17 protein-coding genes and 4 tRNA genes are annotated in these 20,248 nt (G+C 45.2%); 16 read left to right on the plus strand and 5 right to left on the minus strand.

The genetic code is table 11. From position 1 onward, the window contains the following. Window positions 1-82: 82 nt before the first annotated feature. From L0660_RS04860 to L0660_RS04870, 3 genes are read left to right on the plus strand one after another with little or no spacing between them, the layout of a single operon-like run. Window positions 83-1,150 (plus strand): sensor histidine kinase, encoded by a 1,068-nt coding sequence (locus tag L0660_RS04860; RefSeq protein ID WP_233795821.1) that lies wholly within the window; start codon window positions 83-85, stop codon window positions 1,148-1,150. Window positions 1,151-1,198: 48 nt separating this feature from the next. Then, window positions 1,199-1,933 (plus strand): LytTR family DNA-binding domain-containing protein, encoded by a 735-nt coding sequence (locus L0660_RS04865; protein WP_233795822.1) that lies wholly within the window; start codon window positions 1,199-1,201, stop codon window positions 1,931-1,933. 28 nt (window positions 1,934-1,961) lie between these two features. Further along, complete coding sequence (locus L0660_RS04870; RefSeq protein ID WP_235158394.1) at window positions 1,962-2,777, plus strand: DUF3298 and DUF4163 domain-containing protein; 816 nt, start codon at window positions 1,962-1,964, stop codon at window positions 2,775-2,777. Here the strand turns inward: L0660_RS04870 and radC are convergent, their stop codons facing one another. From radC to L0660_RS04890, 4 genes are all read right to left on the minus strand, one after another. Then, window positions 2,778-3,482 carry a RadC family protein gene (radC, locus tag L0660_RS04875; RefSeq protein ID WP_235158395.1) on the minus strand — a complete coding sequence of 235 codons (705 nt, stop codon included), beginning with the start codon at window positions 3,480-3,482 and terminating at the stop codon, window positions 2,778-2,780. A gap of 58 nt (window positions 3,483-3,540) precedes the next feature. Beyond that, on the minus strand, window positions 3,541-5,076 hold the full coding sequence (locus tag L0660_RS04880) for a tetratricopeptide repeat protein (protein WP_235158396.1): 1,536 nt from the start codon (window positions 5,074-5,076) through the stop codon (window positions 3,541-3,543). A gap of 64 nt (window positions 5,077-5,140) precedes the next feature. Beyond that, window positions 5,141-5,887, minus strand: coding sequence for a zinc ribbon domain-containing protein (locus L0660_RS04885; RefSeq protein ID WP_235158397.1), 747 nt, complete (start codon window positions 5,885-5,887; stop codon window positions 5,141-5,143). Window positions 5,888-5,929: 42 nt separating this feature from the next. Beyond that, window positions 5,930-7,030, minus strand: coding sequence for a Nif3-like dinuclear metal center hexameric protein (locus tag L0660_RS04890; RefSeq protein ID WP_235158398.1), 1,101 nt, complete (start codon window positions 7,028-7,030; stop codon window positions 5,930-5,932). A 160-nt stretch (window positions 7,031-7,190) separates the two neighbouring features. On the opposite strand from L0660_RS04890, the gene L0660_RS04895 reads away from it, so the two are divergent. The 11 genes from L0660_RS04895 (at window position 7,191) to L0660_RS04945 (ending at window position 14,751) form a co-directional block, all read left to right on the plus strand. After that, window positions 7,191-7,267: transfer RNA gene (locus L0660_RS04895), tRNA-Asp, on the plus strand. A gap of 25 nt (window positions 7,268-7,292) precedes the next feature. Next, window positions 7,293-7,397: transfer RNA gene (locus tag L0660_RS04900), tRNA-OTHER, on the plus strand. 55 nt (window positions 7,398-7,452) lie between these two features. Beyond that, window positions 7,453-7,526, plus strand: a tRNA-Asp gene (locus L0660_RS04905). A 262-nt stretch (window positions 7,527-7,788) separates the two neighbouring features. Further along, entirely contained in the window at window positions 7,789-8,151 is a 363-nt protein-coding gene (locus L0660_RS04910) for an iron chaperone (protein WP_235158399.1), read from the plus strand. 266 nt (window positions 8,152-8,417) lie between these two features. After that, window positions 8,418-11,237: a PVC-type heme-binding CxxCH protein gene (locus tag L0660_RS04915; protein ID WP_235158507.1), complete on the plus strand. Its 2,820-nt coding sequence runs from the start codon at window positions 8,418-8,420 to the stop codon at window positions 11,235-11,237. A gap of 452 nt (window positions 11,238-11,689) precedes the next feature. Continuing rightward, entirely contained in the window at window positions 11,690-12,160 is a 471-nt protein-coding gene (locus tag L0660_RS04920; RefSeq protein ID WP_026630987.1) for an Lrp/AsnC ligand binding domain-containing protein, read from the plus strand. A 97-nt stretch (window positions 12,161-12,257) separates the two neighbouring features. Next, complete coding sequence (locus tag L0660_RS04925) at window positions 12,258-12,611, plus strand: PadR family transcriptional regulator (protein ID WP_026630988.1); 354 nt, start codon at window positions 12,258-12,260, stop codon at window positions 12,609-12,611. A gap of 38 nt (window positions 12,612-12,649) precedes the next feature. Next, window positions 12,650-13,672 carry an energy transducer TonB gene (locus L0660_RS04930; RefSeq protein WP_235158400.1) on the plus strand — a complete coding sequence of 341 codons (1,023 nt, stop codon included), beginning with the start codon at window positions 12,650-12,652 and terminating at the stop codon, window positions 13,670-13,672. Window positions 13,673-13,784: 112 nt separating this feature from the next. Beyond that, window positions 13,785-14,312 (plus strand): PolC-type DNA polymerase III, encoded by a 528-nt coding sequence (locus L0660_RS04935; protein ID WP_233795833.1) that lies wholly within the window; start codon window positions 13,785-13,787, stop codon window positions 14,310-14,312. Window positions 14,313-14,382: 70 nt separating this feature from the next. Further along, window positions 14,383-14,559 (plus strand): hypothetical protein, encoded by a 177-nt coding sequence (locus L0660_RS04940; protein WP_169720042.1) that lies wholly within the window; start codon window positions 14,383-14,385, stop codon window positions 14,557-14,559. 118 nt (window positions 14,560-14,677) lie between these two features. After that, window positions 14,678-14,751, plus strand: a tRNA-Ala gene (locus L0660_RS04945). Between the two features lie 425 nt (window positions 14,752-15,176). On the opposite strand, the gene L0660_RS04950 is transcribed toward L0660_RS04945, so the two are convergent. After that, a complete protein-coding gene (locus L0660_RS04950) occupies window positions 15,177-15,599 on the minus strand; it encodes a response regulator (RefSeq protein ID WP_235158401.1) in 423 nt (140 codons plus the stop codon). 220 nt (window positions 15,600-15,819) lie between these two features. Between L0660_RS04950 and L0660_RS04955 the strand changes: the two genes are divergently transcribed. Both L0660_RS04955 and L0660_RS04960 read left to right on the plus strand, forming a co-directional pair. Then, window positions 15,820-19,005, plus strand: coding sequence for a chemotaxis protein CheB (locus L0660_RS04955; protein WP_235158402.1), 3,186 nt, complete (start codon window positions 15,820-15,822; stop codon window positions 19,003-19,005). Window positions 19,006-19,065: 60 nt separating this feature from the next. Further along, window positions 19,066-20,085 (plus strand): chemotaxis protein CheB, encoded by a 1,020-nt coding sequence (locus tag L0660_RS04960; RefSeq protein WP_235158403.1) that lies wholly within the window; start codon window positions 19,066-19,068, stop codon window positions 20,083-20,085. The last annotated feature ends 163 nt before the right edge of the window (window positions 20,086-20,248 follow it).

Raw genomic sequence — 20,248 nt, forward strand, 5'->3', positions numbered from 1 at the left:
TCCTTTGGTGTATTTGTGAACTGAGGTGCAGTTCACAGGGATACATTTGCCAAAGTTCAAACAGCACAACAGAAAAAACTTTATGTCCAAAAAACGTACTTATTGGACGTTACAAATTCTCGGCTGGACCTTACTGATCATGTTCGAGTATGTGCCTTATGCGCTTGAATTTGGTTTTGAAGTCGGAGTATTTTACACAGCATTAGCCAACATTCTTTTAGGCATTTGCCTCACGCACGTGTACAGGCTTGTGATCCGGAAATGGAACTGGTCTTCTTTACCGCTTCCGCGGCTTTCATTGCGCGTGATCGGCTCCGTTTTGTTATTGGGACTGATTATGACACTGGTCAATCAGCCGATGGACAGGAAAGTGCTTGAACAAAATTTACTGAATCAGCCGCTTGTTTTCTGGGGTTACTACGCCAACTGGTGCAAAAACCTTCTTGCCTGGATCTTGTCTTACACGGTTTATCATTATATAGAACAAACCAGGCTTGCCGGCTATGAGAAGATCATGCTGAAAATGTCCATGCGGGAAGCAGAAGCGAAGGTCCTCCGTTCACAGTTGAACCCGCATTTTACTTTCAATGCATTGAACAGCATCCGCGCACTGGTGTATGAAGATCCTAAAAAAGCACAGCTCAGTATCACGCAGCTATCCAATATTTTACGAAATTCTTTACTTGCCGACAGACGCAAAACGGTTGATTTACAAGAAGAACTGAGAACTGTTGAAGATTATCTGGAACTTGAAAAGGTCCGCTATGAAGATCGTCTACGTTACTCCATAGCAACAGATCCGCAAGCCATTTACTGGCAGGTCCCACCTATGATGCTCCAAACTTTGGTCGAAAACGGCATTAAGCATGGCGTTTCAAAGGAAATGGGTGGTGGATTTATCGATGTAAAATCGGAAATTGCAAACGAGCTGCTGATTATTACCATTCTGAATTCGGGAAATCTGGGTAACACGGATTCGGGAGGCGTTGGTTTAAAGAATACGGCCGAGCGGCTGTCTATTTTATATGGTAAGGGCGCAGCCTTCCGCATTTTTCAGGAGAAACAAGACGTGGTTTGCTCCGAAGTAAGGATTCCAATGTTGTCGGAAGGCGTGATGATGGTGGGTGAGGAGACAGGAAAACGCAACTGACAGCTTACATCAATTATTAAACTTCATTTAATTCCTAACTGACCTGTTATGAGGACTCTTATTGTCGACGACGAACGCCTTGCAAGAAACGAATTGAAAAGATTGCTGGAACCTTATACCAAGATTGACATTGTAGGGGAAGCGGCCAATGCGGAAGAGGCTTTGGTAATGATTGAAGAATTACAGCCGGAACTGCTGTTCCTGGACATTCAGATGCCTGGCAAAAATGGTTTCGAATTGCTTTCGTCCATCGAAGGAAAAAGCCCGGAGGTGATTTTTACAACTGCTTATGATGAATATGCGATCAAAGCATTTGAGTTTAATGCATTGGATTATTTGTTAAAACCAATTGATTCTGAGCGTTTAAAGGATACAATTCATCGCATCGAGGAAAATCAGGCGCAGCCGGAGGCACCTGCCCAGGCGCATGAACGTGCAGAAAAAGTGCTTGGCGAGAATGATCAGGTGTTCGTGAAAGATGGTGAGAAATGCTGGTTTGTAAAACTGGGCAAGATCCGCCTTTTTGAATCCATGGGAAATTACGTTCGCCTGCATTTTGATGATCAAAAGCCTTTGGTCTTGAAATCGCTGAACAATCTGGAAGAGCGGCTGGAACCCAACACGTACTTCCGCGCCAATCGCAAGCACATTATAAACCTGCACTGGATCGAAAAAATAGAACCCTGGTTTAGCGGCGGGCTGCTTGTTACGCTGCAAGGCGGCGACAAAATCGAGATTTCGCGCCGTCAGGCCATCCGGTTTAAGGAGCTGATGAGTTTATAATTGCTTTTCCCATTTCATCGAAAATATAATGCATTTGATTAAAATTGGTGCTTTCCTGCTAGCTATGTCGTTTTTTACGGCCTGTAATCGTTCCGGCGAGCGGGAAAATTCGGAAGGCGGTCAGCAAAAACTCGTTGGCAGCAAAGTAAGTTCACAGTTTGGAGGTTGTGACACGGCTAATAGCAAAGGCATTTCTATCAAACTTAATTTATGGGAGCCATCCGATTCCAGCGAGGCTGCAAAGGCAATCCGGGCAACATTAACACAGAAATCCCTTCAAAGAATCAACTCTTATGGAGATTCGGCCAGCATTGCTGCAAACCCGGAAGCAGGAAAAAGCATTAAAAGCGCCTTTGAAGTTTTTGAGAAAAATTACAACGACTTCAAAAAGGATTTTCCCGACGCTCCTGGTTGCTGGGAAGTGGAGCTGAAAGGCGATACGACTTTTTCTACATCTAAAATCTTGTTTTACCAGCTCGATCATTACGCTTTCACCGGAGGCGCTCATCCCAATACATTCCGTTCCTACCATGCTTTTAATACAAAAACAGGAGCCGAAATTGAGATGAAAGACTTCATTTCCGATTCTACAAAACTGCTAAGCCTGGTTGACAAGGCATTCAGAAAAACAGAAAAGCTAAGCGCGGAAACCGACCTGGAAGAGGCTGGTTATTTCCTGCTGAATCATAAGTTTGTACTTCCGGTTGCTTACGTTTTCACGCCTGACGGAATTTTGTTTTATTACAATCCCTACGAAATTGCCGCATATGCACGCGGGGCCATTCATTTTACAATTCCTTATGCCGAGCTGAATGGTGTGGTTGACCGCGATAAGGTTTTCTGATCACATTTCACCGGCATCCATAAAGCTGTAATAACCATTATCTGTAAAGATCATATGATCCAGAACGGGCATGTCGAGCAATCGGCCTGCCTCTTTTATTTGTAATGTAAGTGCGGTATCGGCTTTGCTCGGCACAAGCTGGCCCGACGGGTGATTATGGACCAAAATGACTGAGCTGGCCAGGTTGTCTACGGCCAGTTTGAAAATTACTTTAACGTCTACCGACGTGCTTGAAACCCCGCCAACACTGATCTGAACGCACCGCATCACCTGGTTCGCCCGGTTTAAGAGGATGATCCAGAATTCCTCATTGGGCTTATCCAGCAAATATTGCTTCATTTCCTCATACACACATTTCGAGCTCGTGATTTTCCGTTTTTGCTTGCCTATGAGGTCATTTCGCCTGCGGCCTAGTTCCAGCGCCGCCAGCACCGCGATCGCCTTCGCTTCGCCAATCCCGGGATGCTTTTTTAAATCGTTGACAGTAGCCTTTGCAAGTTCGTTAATGTTATCGCCGCAAGTTTGCATGATGATTTTTGCGAGGTCCACAGCGGACATGCTAGGCGTTCCGGATCCGATAAGGATGGCGATCAGTTCTGCATCGGACAGCGCGGTCCTGCCTTTGTGAACGAATTTTTCACGCGGGCGGTCTTCCTCAGACCAGCTTAAAATTTTCAGAGGGTTTTTGAATCCGTTTTTTGACATAAAGGAAATAGATGACTTTTCCTTTTAGACGTGGTTACGGGAGAATGGTCACAAAAAATTATTGGCCTAGTGTAGTGAGCGCGGCGCGGGCCTTATTGTCAATGCTGTTTTTGTATTCGTGTTTCTTGAATGCCATTGCTTTCTTGAAGTGAGCAATGGCGTTGGGCTTGTCGTTTTTTTCTAAGAAAATATAGCCCAGCTGCAACGCAGAGGCTGCTCCAAAGCCAGCGGCCTCTTGCTGTGCGATGGTAAGCGCCCTGTTATAATAGGGAATTGCAGATGCAGCCTGACCCGATTTTTGAAGAATCCTTCCTTTCCTGTAATTAAATTCCGCTTTCTCTTCGGTCGATATGAATGATTTTTCGGTAACCGTTTCCATCAGCGATGAAGCGGTTTTCAGATAACCTCCGTCCGTCGCGTATCGTGCTTTGTAAAGAATTTTTTGACGTGGATTTATTTTTCCGGACAGGAATTCTGCCGCAATCCGTTCCGCGAGTTGATCGGCTTCGATGATTGCACTGCCGGCTGCCTTAACTTTTTTAATATAAACATTCGCTTGCTGGTCCTCATCATTAAGCCAGTGCGACATAAACAGTTTAAGATTACTGTCTTTGATGTAGTTGAAGCCGTTATATTGCTTCAAAAATAATGTATAATGCTCACCAGCTTGCTTATAATTACCCTTTTGTAAGCTGATTTCCCCCTTTAAATATTCCAAAAAAGGGAAGGAAATGTACGGATCTCCGGAAGGCGCGTCGGCAAGGAACTGTGCTGCTTCATCGCTCTTGCCTTCCTTCATCAAAACAGTTGTTGCAAAGAAATGTATCAGCAGGTTATCCGGCTGTTGCTTGGGCCACTGCCGCAGGCGCGTTTGCTGGGCAGGGGAGAGTTGTAATGTGTAGGCGTGCAATAGTAAGTCGATCAGCTCGGCCTCCTGTTTGAAAAAAGGCACCTCTTTTTCAACAATGCGCAACTCGTTGATCCCATTTTGAATGTTGCCTTTTAAGCCCAGAATTTTGGCTACCCATCCATAGTTTTCTGGAATAGAGCCGATTAGGACATGTAAAAGCCCTAGTGATTTTAGTGTGGGAAGGAAATCGGGAAAGCGTTTTCGATTCTCTTCCAAAAGCTTATAAGCCTTGATAATTTCCCATGATCCACTGACTTCATTTCCAAATTTAAGCTTGGCAAATGCCCAATGCAGGCGGATCTCGGCTTGCAGAAAACGTTTGTAAGGAGAATTATCAGGCAGATTTCCGATGGCCTGTAAACGGGGATTTTCAAGCTGTGACAATTCCTTATAAGACTTTTTATCCTCGGAAATCAGTAAATAATGCAGGTCAGCATAATTGTCAAGATAAGGAATAAATGCGTTGGTCTTTTCCGTGTTGCGTTCCGCATTGATTAATGCCCGGGCAGATGGTAAACGCAATTTTTGAATGTCAAAATATGCTTTTTGAAGCTTTGGGGTAAAGATAACGTCATATTGTAAGTCTTCGGCTTGCACGGAAAAAGCGCATGTAAGCAGCAAAGCCAGCATTGCTTGCCCCAGAAATGCAGTTACGGAAATATGCCGGATACTTTTCCAATTCATGTTTGTAAGCACATAAAAAAAGGTTGTCCGGGTAAGACAACCTCTTAATCTTTTATATGGAATGTTATCTGCGCTGATGAACAGGCTCAACACTTTCAACGTCTGCAAGGATACGTCCGCAATGTTCGCAAACAATCAGTTTTTTGCGTTCACGGATATCAGCCTGGCGTTGTGGGGGAACGATGCTGAAACATCCTCCGCAAGCACCGCGTGACACGTGCACGACAGCCAGACCATTCATTGAGTTATCACGGATTTTCTGATAAGATTTCAATAAGCGGTCCTCGATTTTCTTGACATGCTTTTCTCTCTCTACGATCAGTGCTTTTTCCTCAGCTTCACTTTCGCTTGTAATGACGTTCAATTCACCTTTTTTCGCTTTCAAATCTTCGTTTCTTTCATTTAAAACGGACTCCGCACGATTTGCGTCATCTTCGATCAGGCGGATACGGGCTTTGGCTTCGTTGATTTTCTTATCAGCCAATTGCATATCAAGCTCTTGCAATTCAATTTCTTTGGTGATCGCATCATACTCACGATTGTTGCGAACGTTCATTTGCTGATCCTTGTATTTTTTGATCAGTTTTTCACCTTCTTTCTGAGCGTTCTTGAAATTATCGATCTCAGAGTTCAGGTTGGCGATTTCACTTCTAAACTTGCCTAAACGTGTTTCAAAGCCAATAATTTCATCTTCCAGATCCCGTACTTCCTCAGGAAGATCACCACGCGTTTTTAGTATTTCGTCAAGGCTTGAATCAATTTCCTGCAATTTCAGGAGAGCGTCTAATTTTTGTGCGATTGTGTTTTCCATGTATGTCTTTAATGGACTTGTTTCAATGCGTAAAGTGAAGGTTTAAACAAAATATCGTACCGGATTGGTATTGACTTCTGACAAACAGAGTGCAAAATTAGGGAATTTTCCCGATAAATAGTTATACAGTAAATTTTTCGTAAACACTTCGCTCTCGTAATGTCCGATATCGCAGATCATAATGCTGCTTTCTGCATCGAAAAACTCGTGGTACTTGTAGTCGGCGGTTACAAAGATATCTGCACCTGCCCCAATCGCGTTCGGCAATAAAAAACTCCCGGCCCCTCCGCAAACAGCAATCCGCTGGACCGCATTTCTCACCGGTTTGGTATGCTTGATCACATGCAAATTCATTTTTTCTTTTAGCAAATGCAGAAATGCTTCCGTTCCGATGGGCTCCGGCAACTCGCCATACGCACCCGCGCCCACTTCCTGGTTTTCGTTTTCCAGCGAGGAGAGATAATAGGCCACTTCCTCATACGGATGTGCCTGTCGCAGTGCGCGTAGGATAGGGGATTCCAGGTAGGAAGGGAAAATGAGCTCAGCCCTATGTTCCCTCACTTCCTCTTGCTCGCCATTTTTGCCGATGACCGGATTGGCCGCAGCATTCGGCCTGAATGTTCCCGTTCCTTCTGTTTTGAAACTGCAATTTGAATAATTGCCAATGTTCCCTGCGCCCGCATCGTGAAGCGCGTTAAGAATGGATTGCGTGTTTGCGACTGGCGAGAAGAATGTTAGTTTGGACAAAATCTGCTTTTTCGGCGCTAGTACACGGATATTTTCCAGTCCAAGCAAGTTTGCGATTTGCCAGTTTACGCCGTTGGTAACGTGGTCGAGGTTGGTGTGGGTGGCATAAATGGCAATATCGTTTTTGATGGCTTTCAGCACAGTCCGTTCCACATAATTTTTGCCGTTCAGTTTTTTAAGCCCTTTAAAAATAATGGGGTGATGCGCTACAATCAGGTTGCAATTCCGGTCGATCGCCTCGGCAACCACTTCCTCAGTCACATCCAGCGTCAGCAATACGCCGGAGACCTCAACCTGGCCTGACCCTACGATTAATCCGGCATTATCATAACTTTCCTGATAGGCCGGGGGAGCCAGTTGTTCGAGAACCTGAATAATTTCTTTTATAAATGTCATTTTTGTGTAAGATACAACTGTTTCACTTTCAGATTCTTCATTAATCTGACACTAATATTTTGCAAATAAATAACTAAATTGGCGTCGTAAGTATTGCAATGGAAAATAATAATACTAGTTTTGCACCACGTTTTACAGGAAAGTGCTGTGAAATTGTTCTGGTTTGGTAGTTCAGTTGGTTAGAATACATGCCTGTCACGCATGGGGTCGCGGGTTCGAGTCCCGTCCAGACCGCCAGAAAAGTTGAAGTTTTGAAATTATTGGTTTGGTAGTTCAGTTGGTTAAAATACATGCCCGGCCTACGTTAGGTGTCACGCATGGGGTCGCGGACTTACGCAGCCCGGTTCGAGTCCCGTCCAGACCGCCAGAAGAGTTAAAGTGTTATCTGCAAGGATGGCAAAAAGTGAAGTTCTTTATTTAATGGTTTGGTAGTTCAGTTGGTTAGAATACATGCCTGTCACGCATGGGGTCGCGGGTTCGAGTCCCGTCCAGACCGCAGAAAGCTCAGAGAAATCTGGGCTTTTTTCGTTTTTAAGCGTTTCGTTTGGTTGTTCAGCTGGGTAGAATAGTTGGCCGGGCAGCGCAGGCTGTCACGCAGGGAAGCGGGCCACGGTTCGAGTCCCGCCGGAATGCCGTACCACCAGACCGCAGAAAGCTCAGAGAAATCTGGGCTTTTTTCGTTTTTAAGCGTTACGATTCATTAAACTGTACTAAGTTAGGGAACCCAAAGCACTTACGTTCCCTAACTAATGCCTGATATGCAGTCCTCAAAACCAAAAAACATCGATGAATACATTGCTAACTTCCCTTCGGGAGTGCAGGATGCTTTGCGGCAGATTCGGGGAGTGGTGCGGGAGGCTGCTCCGGAGGCGGAGGAGACCATTGCTTACGATATGCCAACATTTAATCTGAATGGGACTTATCTGATTTATTTCGCGGCTTGGAAAAAGCATATTGCGTTATATCCTGTTTCTGCGGCATTGGCAGAATCATTGAAAGCGGATCTTGAAGGCTATAAAGGCACGAGAGGTTCGGTGCATTTTCCGATTGACAAACCGATGCCGCTAGAACTTATCGCTAAAATTGTCGCCTGGCGATTGGAAGAAAACACCAAGTCCTGACATTTAAATGCTCCTCTATCGACGGCTTATGCCAATAAGTATAACCTTGCCGTCGCGTCCTTTTTAAAAAACTCCTCTATTCTCGTCCCGGATTGTTGAAAAGTTTAGTGTGGTGTAAACTCAACTGCAACTGGGCCATATCTATTGCTTTTTTTGATTTTAAATGGATTATTTTTAGCTCCAATATTTTAATTCCTATGTCCACACTTCCAAAATCATTGTTGCTGTCATTTATTGTTGGCTTGATGGCATTGCAAACACCGCTCATGGCGCAAAAGCCGAAAGCTTCACCAGCCAAAGCAGCTGAGACCAAACCGGACACCGGTAAATATGATCGGGAATATGCATTAGAGGCGACCATGCTTGGCTACTTCGCTCCGGATGGTGCGCGTAACCCTACATTGAAGGCTAATAAGGGTGATAAGGTCCGCATAAAAATCACCAACGGCGAGCTGATGACGCATGACATATCGCTGGAAAAACTGGGGCTTAAAAGCAAGGTGATCCTGGAAAAGGGTTCTAGTACGAGCATCAACTTCGTGGCGAAGGAAAGTGATACTTATTTCTGTTCCGTGCCGGGACACCGCGCGGCGGGCATGGTAGGAAGCTTCGAAGTAGTGGAAGGGAATGTGAACGAAATGACAGTTGCCGGACAGTTGCCTATGAAGGACGGCCAGCCACTGAACCTGAATTTTGAAACGGGCACATTGGATGACTGGACGGCAAAGGGCGATGCTTTTACAAATCCGTTACTCAGCGAGGATCCCTCGCCGGTGCATGAAAAAGATATGAAAATCGGTTTTGACGGCAAATATTTCCTGAGCAGCGGCGGCAATAAAAATTACAAAGCGACGGGAACCTTAACCTCAGCGCCATTTAAAGTGACACAACCTTTCGCGGCATTTAAAGTTTCGGGCGGCGCATTGGCGGATACACGCGTGGAGCTGATCCTGGCCGGGACGGACAGCATTATTTATCACATCACCGGGCAAGGGCGCGCCACTTTACAGCCTGCAGTTGTTGATTTACAAAAATACTTAGACAAAGAAATCTTCATCCGAATTATTGATAATGAGACGGGTATATCGCAAATTCCTTACATCGCAGACGATAAATGGGCGCATATCAATTTTGATGAATTCCTTTTTTACCCAAGCCGCCCCGAATTTCCCAATGAGCTCAAACAAAAAGATATCATTATCCTCCCGCCGCTGGACCCGGTCCTGAATGCAGGACTTTCGGGCGAAAAAGCGGCTGCCGCCATGACGCCGCCGAAAGGTTTCAAAGTCACATTGGCCGCATCGGAGCCGGAAGTGGTGAAGCCTATTGCTTTTACAATTGATGCAAAAGGCCGGTTATGGGTGGTGGAAGGGCATACTTATCCCGTTCGTGCGCCGGAAGGGCAGGGTAGGGACCGCATTTTAATCCTGGAAGACACGAATGGTGATGGCACATTGGATAGTAAAAAAGTTTTTGCAGAAAACCTCAATTTAATTAGTGGGATAGAAGTGGGCATGGGCGGCGTTTGGCTGGGTTCGGCTCCTAATATGCTCTTTATTCCAATTGACCCTAAAACGGACAAACCGGCTGGCTCCGAGCAAATTTTGCTGGACGGCTGGGGACTCGACGACACGCATGAAGTTTTGAACAGCTTCCGCTGGGGACCTGACGGCTGGCTTTACGGAACGCACGGCGTTTTTACGAATTCTGTGGTTGGCAAGCCGGGAACACCAGCGGCAGACAGAGCAAAAATCAATGGGGGCGTATGGCGTTACCATCCCACATTGCAGAAATTCGAGGTTTTTGCAGAAGGTTCGAGCAATCCATGGGGCATTGATTTCAATGATTACGGGCATCCGTTTATTACGGTGTGCGTGATCCCGCATATGTATCATGTCATTCAAGGCGCGCGTTACCAGCGTCAGGCGGGCAAGCACTTTAATCCATATACTTACGACGATATCAAGACCATCGGCGACCACGTCCACTGGTTAGGCGAACGCGGTCCGCATGCGGGCAACTTCCGTTCGGCTGCTGCTGGCGGCGGGCACGCGCATGCCGGGGCGATGATTTATCTTGGAAACAGCTGGCCAAAGGAATATCGCAATGAAATCTTCATGAACAACATTAACGGCGCGCGCATGAATATTGACCATTTTGAGAAAAAAGGGTCAGGTTATGTAGCGCAGCACCGGCCGGATTTTCTGGCAATGAACGATTCCTGGTCGCAATGGCTGAATTTCAAATATGATGCAAGTGGCTCGGTTTGGGCGATTGACTGGTACGACAAAAACCAATGTCACAGTCCTAACCCGGATGTGCATGACAAAACGATGGGTAGAATTTTCAAGATCACGCATGAAAACGACAAGTGGGTGAAAGTGGACCTTACGAAGGAATCGGATATGGAATTGGTTAATTATCAGCTTAATGATAACGATTACTACGTAAGACAGGCGCGCACACTTTTGCAGGAGCGGGGTCCCAATAAGAAAGTGCACAAAGCATTAAAGGAGATGTTAGCCAAGAACCCGGACGTAACCCGCAAGCTGCGTGCATTGTGGACGCTGCATGTGACCAAAGGTCTGGAAGACAAAGATCTCATGGAGTTGCTGGGCAACGAAAACGAATACATCAGAAGCTGGTCTGTGCAGTTGCTTACGGAAGACAAACAAGTCTCGCCGGAAGCATTAAAGAAATTCACAGAAATGGCCCAGAATGACCCATCTGCCATGGTAAGGCTTTATCTGGCGTCAGGAATGCTCCGGCTTGATCCCGCTCAGCGTTGGGATGTGGTGGGTGCGTTGATGCAGAAAGAAGAGGATAAAGATGACCATAACCTGCCGCTCATGGTCTGGTATGCTGCTGAACCGCTGGCGGCATTGGATATGAAAAGGGCATTGCAAATGGCCGAGAAAGCGAAATTGCCGAAAATTCTGCCGTATACCATCCAACGCGTGGCTGCCATCGGGACAGAAGATTCGAAAAAGGTTTTGAAGGGCCTGAATGACAAGTTAGGAAAAATGCATTCGCATGAAAATCATGAGAGCCAAATGCTGATTGGTAAGGTGCTTGATGAGAAATAGGTGTAAAAAAAACACGCAGGTTTCAAAATGAACCCGCGTGTCAAATTACACTTCATCAACAAACTAAAAACCAAATAAAACTAATACGAAAAAATTCGCTTGTCAAGTTTTTTTTGCTGTAGGAGGGGGATTCGAACCACCCACGGTGCGGTTAGCTACGGTACAAATACTGTTGGTGGTCCACCCCAGTCGACTTGCGTCGGCATTATGCCGCGTTTATCCCTTATTCACCACCCCCGAGACAGGAGGGCATGGCTGCCAATTTCATCACCCTACAATGTGACATTTCTCATTGCAAGAGGCATTTATTAAACATGCCTCATACTTTGGTTCTGCAAAACTAAAACTTCTAGACTAAAATATAAAATATTTTCATTTAAAATTGTTAAAATTTACAATTGTTTCATAATTTGGATAGGATTATTATGAAAAATTCAAACATTGAATGTTAAATGCAGAAATATTCAGATATAGACAGCACGGATTTGCGCATACTTTCTCTGCTTATTGAAAATGCGGCACTGCCCTATACAGAAATTGGAAAAAGGGTATTTGTATCGGGCGGTACCGTACACGTTCGCATGAAAAAGCTCGAACAGATGGGTATTGTAAAGGGCTCACAGCTCGTCATCGACCCTGCCAAACTGGGGTGGGACATCAGTGCATTTTTAGGAATTTACCTGGATAAGAGCTCGCTCTACGAACAAGTGGCGACCGAGCTCGAAGGCATTCCGGAGGTTGTGAACATTCATTATACGACAGGTATTTATAGTATATTCTTAAAGATCGTATGCCGTGATACGGGACATTTGCGTGAAATCCTCCACGACAAGATCCAGAAGGTAAACGGCATCCAGCGAACCGAAACCTTCATTTCCCTTGAAGAGCGCATTAACCGCTCCATTCCGCTGGCCGAGAGTTAAAATTTGAGACAATCATTTGCAGAGCAAAATAAATCTGATAATTTTGTATTGTATATATAAAAAACTTATATATATTTGTTCAGAAACAAAATCACTCATGGAGAATAACGCAACGAGTAACGAGTACGTACGCGGTACATTGAAAACCATAGTTTTGAACCTATTGGCTGAGCATGACCGGATGTACGGATATGAGATAACCCAGGAGGTAAAAGAAAGAACAGGCGGCGCTATCGCATTGACATTTGGCGCATTATATCCTGTTTTACATAAATTGGAACAAGAAGGAATGCTGATCACGGAGTCGGTTGAGGTGGATGGACGTTTGAGAAAATATTATTCACTGACAACCCCTGGAAATGAGGCTGCCCGTAATAAAACCAATGACCTTGAACGTTTTATAGATGCTGTAAGATTATTATTGGCCCCGAAAAGTTTGGCAACTGAGTAAAACCTTGTTACATGGCTCATATCTAAACAGATAATCCGATGAAACGCCTTCAGGAAAGTCGCATTGATTTGATTAATAAATATTTGCAATCAAGCAAACTGGATCCGGAACTCCTCCCGGAGATCCTCGACCATTTGGCTTGTGAAGCAGAAGAGCGTCTTTGGGATGGGAAACCGTTTGAGCAGATCTATCATAATATGATGGAAACGGCTGATCGGCAATCGCTCCTGAACCTGAGTGTTGATCACCAAAATCTGTTAGCCATGAAAAAATCATTAAATGACATCGTTTTCGAAGGCCGCAACAAACTTTACGGAGCTTATGATTTAAGAAAAAGTTACGGGCAAACCATCCAGCGCTCCGTGCTGATGGGCGTGACGCTTTTCCTGCTGCTGGTCATGTTTCCCAACCTGTACGCACGTCTGGTGCCGGAGTCAAAGCCGGATGATATTGCGTATATCGTAGAAGCGAACCCGATTGACATTACGCCGGAAATGCTTCCTAAGCCACCAGTGAAAGAGGAAGTAGCGCCAATGCCTAAAACGGTCCGTTCGCTGCCGCCGGTTGTTTTGCCGGATGAACAGGTAACCGTTGAAAATCTCCCACCGGCCATTGAAGAGCTGGAAAATGCGCAGCCAGCAGAAAAAACGCTGGATGGCTCTGAGGAAATCACGCTAATCATGCCTCCGGCGCCCGAAGTTGCTTCATCAAAGCCGGCCACAGCAGGATTAGAAACAAGAAAAGAAGAAATATTCAGGAGCGTTGAACAAGCGCCTCAATATAAAGGTGGACTGGCGGAAATGGGTGCTTTCCTCCAAAAAAACCTGAGATACCCGGCCCCCGCAGCACAAGCTGGCATTCAGGGAAAGGTATTTGTTGAATTCACCGTTGCATCTGATGGAAAAGTTGAAAATGTAACTGCAATCAAAGGAATTGGGTTTGGCTGTGACGAAGAGGCAGTACGCGTTGTGAAGCTGATGAAAAATTGGGCTCCCGGTAAGCAAGCCGGAGTGCCTGTAAAGGTTCGCTTTACATTGCCTATCAGTTTCCAGCTCAATTAAATGTTGCACACGGCATTGCGTAAATGCCTCCTTGTTATTGAAAAAATCCTCGCTTTGCCGGGGATTTTTTTGTTTTTTTGTAGTCAAATCAAAATGGGAAGGTAGCAGGTTAATGTACGCGATAGTAGATATTGAAACAACAGGTGGGGGAGGAGCAGCACGCATTACCGAAATTGCCGTTTTCCGGCACGACGGCCAGCAGATCGTCGATATATTCCATTCCCTAATCAATCCCGAGATTTATATCCCGCCATTTATCACCCGTCTTACCGGGATAGATAACGAGATGGTGAAAGACTCGCCGACATTTTATGATGTGCAAGACTCCGTTCGCGCATTGACCAAGGATGCCTGGTTTGTTGCCCACAATGCAAAGTTTGATTATGGTTTTATCAAACGCGAGTTTGGCGCATTGGATGAATATTTCCAGCGCGATTTACTGTGCACCGTTCAGTTGAGCAGGAAAATATTTCCGGGACTGAAATCTTACAGTTTGGGAAATCTGTGCGAAAGTCTGGAAATCAATATTGAAAATCGCCACCGTGCTCACGGTGATGCAGCTGCAACTGTCCAACTATTTGAAAAACTGCTCTTTAACGACCGCAACAGTCTGATCCCTATGGATTTTATGCTTAAATAAGTGCGATAGGACCGTTTGGAATGATTCTTTAGGTAAATGATGGAAAGTACCAACCTAAATTTACCGTCACATGAAAGCATACATCAACTTCCTCATCGTTTTGCTATTAACCGTTACACTTACAAGCTGTGAAGTTGTTGGCGGCATTTTTAAAGGTGGCGTCTGGACGGGTGTCATTCTCGTGGTTGCTGTAATTGCAATCGTAATTTGGGCATTGTCAAAAGCATTCGGAGGCGGTAGGAGGTAATTTATTACTTCGCACTGACCTTTCTGCCAAAAGATAAAGTTTGCTGCAAGCTTGCTTATAAGCTTTCTCCGTTTCATCTTTGCACTCCCTTCAACAGAGGGGAATTCATACTTGAAATGGGGGATTAGCTCAGTTGGCTAGAGCGCTTGCATGGCATGCAAGAGGTCGACGGTTCGAATCCGTTATTCTCCACCTTATTATCAACCACTTACAAATTATTTGTAAGTGGTTTTTTTATTTAGGTCGAACATAGGTCGAACATTTTTAGTCAAGTTCATTGAGTTTTTCTGGTTCCGTTCGCACTTATCTCACCCATTTTTAGGCTTCGACTTCTGCTAAAACATCAAAAGCGAATTATTTAAATCGACTAACAAAACTCAGTGTTCGATTATGCGATGGTATTTTTTCGAAATTCGTCCAAGAGGCGAGGTTCATGCGACTTACTTGAAATAGAAGCTGAATCTAGGCTTTTTAGTATAGCAAACAGAGATGGCACCCACCTTAAATGTAACTTGGGAAGACGTATGCTTCTGGTATTCATTGTCAACTGTTTAACTGGATTGTAGTAAATAAAGGAGGGTTCGTGAAATGAGCCAAGCCGATGTCGTGTGGTGCCTTCAGAAATTATTCGGGGCCGCGCACCTTTTCCAATAGTCAATCATCACTCTAATCGTTGCCTTAATCTCATCGTACTCGCCTGGCTTGACAAAAAATCCCTGTGCAGATGTACTATATGCGTCGATAACGACCTGCTGGTTGATCGCTGTGGTAAAGTAAACGTAGGGAATGCACTTAAGGCTAAGTTCTGCATCAGTTTGGACCTTTCTTCTAAGCTCCAATCCATTTAATTGTGGCAGGTTGATATCTGAAATAATAATAAAAGGCAGGTCTTTGCTGGTATAAAGATAATCCAATGCCGATTGGCCATCCGTAAAATACATTCGTTGATTGGGGTATCCTAATTCACCGAAAACTTCTTCCAATACGAATTTGTCGTCAGGGTCATCTTCTATAATGATAATTGGGCCATTTTTATCCATTTGATAATAAGTTTAGCGTAGGTTAAACACCTACTTATGAAGCTTGTTATATTAAGTCAGATACACATAGCTTATGTTCAAACAGGTATGTAATTAGTTAATGCTGGTTGCTTAATGCGAAAAACATTGTGCCACCCCCAATAACATTCTGTACCTTATAGGAATAATTATTTGATGATGTGGGACTTATAGTCATATCATGCACCTACCTTACCTTTTAATGAATTCAATCGAACCAAATCACATCGTAGCCATAGGCGCATCGGCCGGGGGCCTGGATGAGCTAATTACCTTTTTTGAAAACACACCCCTGGATGGCGTTGCGTACATTGTAGTCCAGCATTTATCTGCTGATTATGAAAGCAGATTGGCAGAAGTCTTGTCCCGGTACAGTAAGCTGACCATGGTGCAGGCAGTAGAAGGGACGGGCATTGCGTCTAACTTTGTTTACGTGATCCCCGGAAATAAGTTTATGACCATTAAAAGGGGACATTTACATTTAAGTGATAAAAACAACGTGCGTGGTCCCCATATGACCATCAATACCTTCTTTTCTTCCCTTGCTGCTGACTACGGCTCCAAGGCGATTGGCGTCATCCTGTCGGGCTTGGGCTCTGATGGCAGCGATGGCGTGAAAGCAATTAAGAAGGCAGGCGGGATGGTGATTGCCCGAAACCCGGAAACCACCGAATTCAACAGCATGCCTTCCAATGCAATCGCCACTGGAATGGTGGATTTCATTGTGGAGCCCGAGGCGATGCCCGGCGCCATTGAAGAATATGTTAAGCGAGAAATTGAACTACTGGCTGCCAGCATCTCCGATGGGGAAAACATGGCTGGTTTGATAGAGCTTATCAGCCAGCAGCTGCCATTGGATTTCTCAGATTACAAGCAGTCTACTATCCTGCGCCGGATTAAAAGAAGGGCCGCATATAACAACTTTGAACACCTGGAAGCTTACCTGGAATTCGCCAAAGGTTCCCCTAATGAAATAGATGCGCTTGCCAAAGATTTCCTGATCAGCGTGACTGCTTTTTTTAGGGACATGGAAGCATTTGAGGTGCTAGAAAAACGGGTACTTCCTTCTATCATTAAAAGTCTTTCCACTGGTCAGGAGATCAGGATATGGGTTACTGGCTGCGCAACGGGCGAAGAAGCTTACTCGATGGCTATCCTGGCGCGGGAGCTATTGGGGGAAAAGATTCAAGCTCATGATGTAAAAATCTTTGCTACCGATATTGACACTGCTGCCCTGGCACATGCTGGCAAAGGCATTTACACTGCTGCCGTGGTATCGAAAATGCCACAATCCTACCTGGAAAATTACTTTGTACAGGAAGGGGAAGATTACAAGGTAACTGCTGCCTTGCGGAAAATGGTTATTTTTTCCAGGCACGATTTGGTAAAAAACCCGCCCTACTGCAATATGCATCTGATCAGCTGCCGCAACCTTTTGATCTACATGACCCCGATCCTGCAACAGAAAATTTATCACATGCTCCTTTTCGGGCTTAAACCGGAGGGTTACCTGTTTCTAGGGTCTAGTGAGAACCCGTCGCCCATATTAAAAAGCCTTAAAGTCATTGATAAAAATGCAAAGATCTATAAGAAACTGGATGCTATCCCATCCGTAAACTTTGAAACGTTTACACTGCCAGAATATACATACCATAAGCCTGCCAGCCTAGGGGCGTCTCCGCCGGAAACAAATAAAATCCCCGACCGCACCCTGGATGGGGCAATCCATGAAACCATCTTTAACGAAGACCAGAGCCTGCTGATTTGTGTTGATGAAAACAACAGGGTCCTTAAATCTTATGGCCCAACCGACAGGTTCCTTACCCAAAAGATTTTAACGTCAGATCTGTCCCAACTTCTGCCGGGCCCCTTAAACATTGCCTTCAAGACAGCCTGCAAGAAGGTTAATGAAACCCATAAAAAAGCAGTGGTCACAGGGGTGCAGATTCAGCAAGGACAGCAGACAATCAAAGTAAACTTGTCGGTTAGTCCGATGGTCCTTAAAGGTCGGCCTAATGGGTTATTAGTCGTACAGTTCACAGAGGATGAAGGTTCCGGCCAGCCAGCAGGCGCAATGCAGTTTGACGAGAAGCTTTATCTGGACGATTATACCAGGTTTTTGGAGCAAGAAAACAAAGACCTGAAAGAGCAACTGGCTGCTGGAAGCGAAAAGCTGTTTGCACTCAACGAGAATATGCAGTCCTTTAATGAAGAGCTGCTCTCAGCCAACGAGGAAATGCAGAGCACCAACGAAGAAATGCAGTCTATCAATGAAGAGCTGCACACGATCAATACGGATTATCAGTTAAAAAACCGGGAGCTGTTGGAGCTTAATGATGATCTGAACAACTATTTCAAAAGCAACATCAATGGCCAGCTCTTTGTCAGCTCAGAGTTTCGCTTGATGCGGTTTTCGCCGGGGACCGTCCGCCATATCAATTTGCTTGAAAGTGACATCGGACGCCCTATCAGTAATATCTCGACTAATTTCAGGTTTGAAACTCTTTCTGATGATATAACACACGTCCTGGAAAACGGTTATCCTATTACCCGGGAAGTACAATCCAATGATGGAAAATGGTACCAGGTTATGACGATGCCCTATGTCCAGCAGCTTGGTAATAAAAGGACTGGCGCCATCATTACTTTCAATGACATTACCAGCCTGAAAGAAATACAACACCAGCTGGACAAAAAGAATGAAATCTTGACCCGCATAAACGGCGACCTGGACAATTTTGTACATACGGCATCTCATGACCTGCTGGGGCCGCTGAGTAATATAGGTGTTAGTATTGGCCTATTGACTGAAATGCGTGCAGACGACCAGGAGCTAAGGCCCATTTTAAACATTATTGGCAATTCAGTGAAAAAGTTTGGGGCACTGATCCATGATATTGGCACAGTAGCTAGAATTGAGGACGAAGGCATTTCGACCGAGATGGTAGATATGAATGAAATTTTGGAGAGCATCCTGTGGAGCCTGGGCGATAAGATCAAGCAGAGTGGGGCGGTGATTACAAGTGATCTGAAAGTGGGCCAGATCCTCTTTTCTAAAAAGAACCTGAGAAGCATCTTGTTCAACCTGGTTTCAAATGCGATCAAGTACCGATCAGAGGATACACCTGTTGTCACCATCCAAACTTTGCGTGGCGGTGAATTCACTGCCCTGACAGTCCAGGATAATGGGACTGGCATGGCCGAAGGCGACGTTGATAAGATCTTTCATAAGTACCACAGGCTCCAAACTGATCATGAAGGGCAGGGCATAGGGCTTTATCTGGCAAAGAAAATAATCGATGCTGCCGGTGGCAGTATCCGGGTGGAAAGCGCACCCGGTACAGGAAGCAAATTTGTGATCTATTTCCCGGTAGCTGGGCTGCAATAATAGACAGCTAATGAGTACTACGGTTTACCAAGATCATTTACGCTCTATCACCAAATTACTATGGCAAAAAACAAACTTGCCCCGTCAGGAAAAGTTGTAGTCATCGGCACGTCTGCCGGCGGCCTTAATGCATTAAAAACACTAATCAATCAGCTGCAAGAAAATTTTCCAGCGCCTATACTTGTTGTCCAGCATATTTCAGCGGACGCGACGGGCAGCGTTCTTTTGGACCTGCTTAACAAGCAGACCAATATCCACTGTGAGCATGCCGTAAATGGGGAAATCCTTAAAAACGGGCATTTGTACCTGGCACCTTCTGATCACCATCTGATGATCAGTGACGACCAGAAGATCCTTGTCACCAAAGGCGCGCAGGAAAACCGCTCGCGTCCAGCGATTGATCCATTGTTCCGCTCGGCTGCTGTTGTGTTTGGCAGCAACGTAATTGGGATCTTGTTAACGGGTTATCTGGATGATGGCACAGCCGGGATGATCGCTATCAAGCGGTGCGGCGGTACGTGCATAGTTCAAGATCCGGCAGATGCAGAATATCCTGATATGCCTGCCAATGCCATCAAACAGGTCGATGTTGATTTTTGCTTGCCCCTTATGGAAATGGGCGGTTTACTGTATCAGCTCCTGGCGGTAAAACCAGAAAAAAGGAAGCCTATTCCCCAAGATATAATGATCGAAGCAAAGATTGCCAAACGCGTGTTAAGCGATTTACCGGCTGTTAATTCCCTCGGAGACCAGGTGCCCTTCAATTGTCCGGGGTGTGGTGGTGTTTTATGGAAAGTGGATAAAGGCCCCTTAACGCGTTACCGCTGCCACACAGGCCACGCTTATACTGCGCAAGCCTTAATCGCCGAGCAAACTTTGAAAATTGAAGAGACTATGTGGACAGCCCTTCGCATGTTTGAGGAAAGGAGAAATCTTTTAACCACTTTTGCCAAAGAACAGAGTGGGGCAATCAAAAAATCGGCGCTCGAAAGAGCAGAACTGTCCCAGGTACACATTGACCGGATTAAAGCAATCCTGCTTGCTGATGACAAGGGGACTGCTCAGGATACACCCACTTAACTAACTTAGACGTGCAGTGGGCATACTGATTACGTCGTGTAAATCAGGGTTTTTGAGACAAGAATTAAAGCGTCGGCTCTGGCTTAGTAGCTTGGTAGATCGAAAATTATTAGGTGATGAACACTTTTTTTCAGTACTTAATTAAACATCAGAACAGTAAGCG

This window comes from Dyadobacter sp. CY351 (assembly GCF_021502625.1).
Lineage (GTDB): Bacteria > Bacteroidota > Bacteroidia > Cytophagales > Spirosomataceae > Dyadobacter > Dyadobacter chenhuakuii.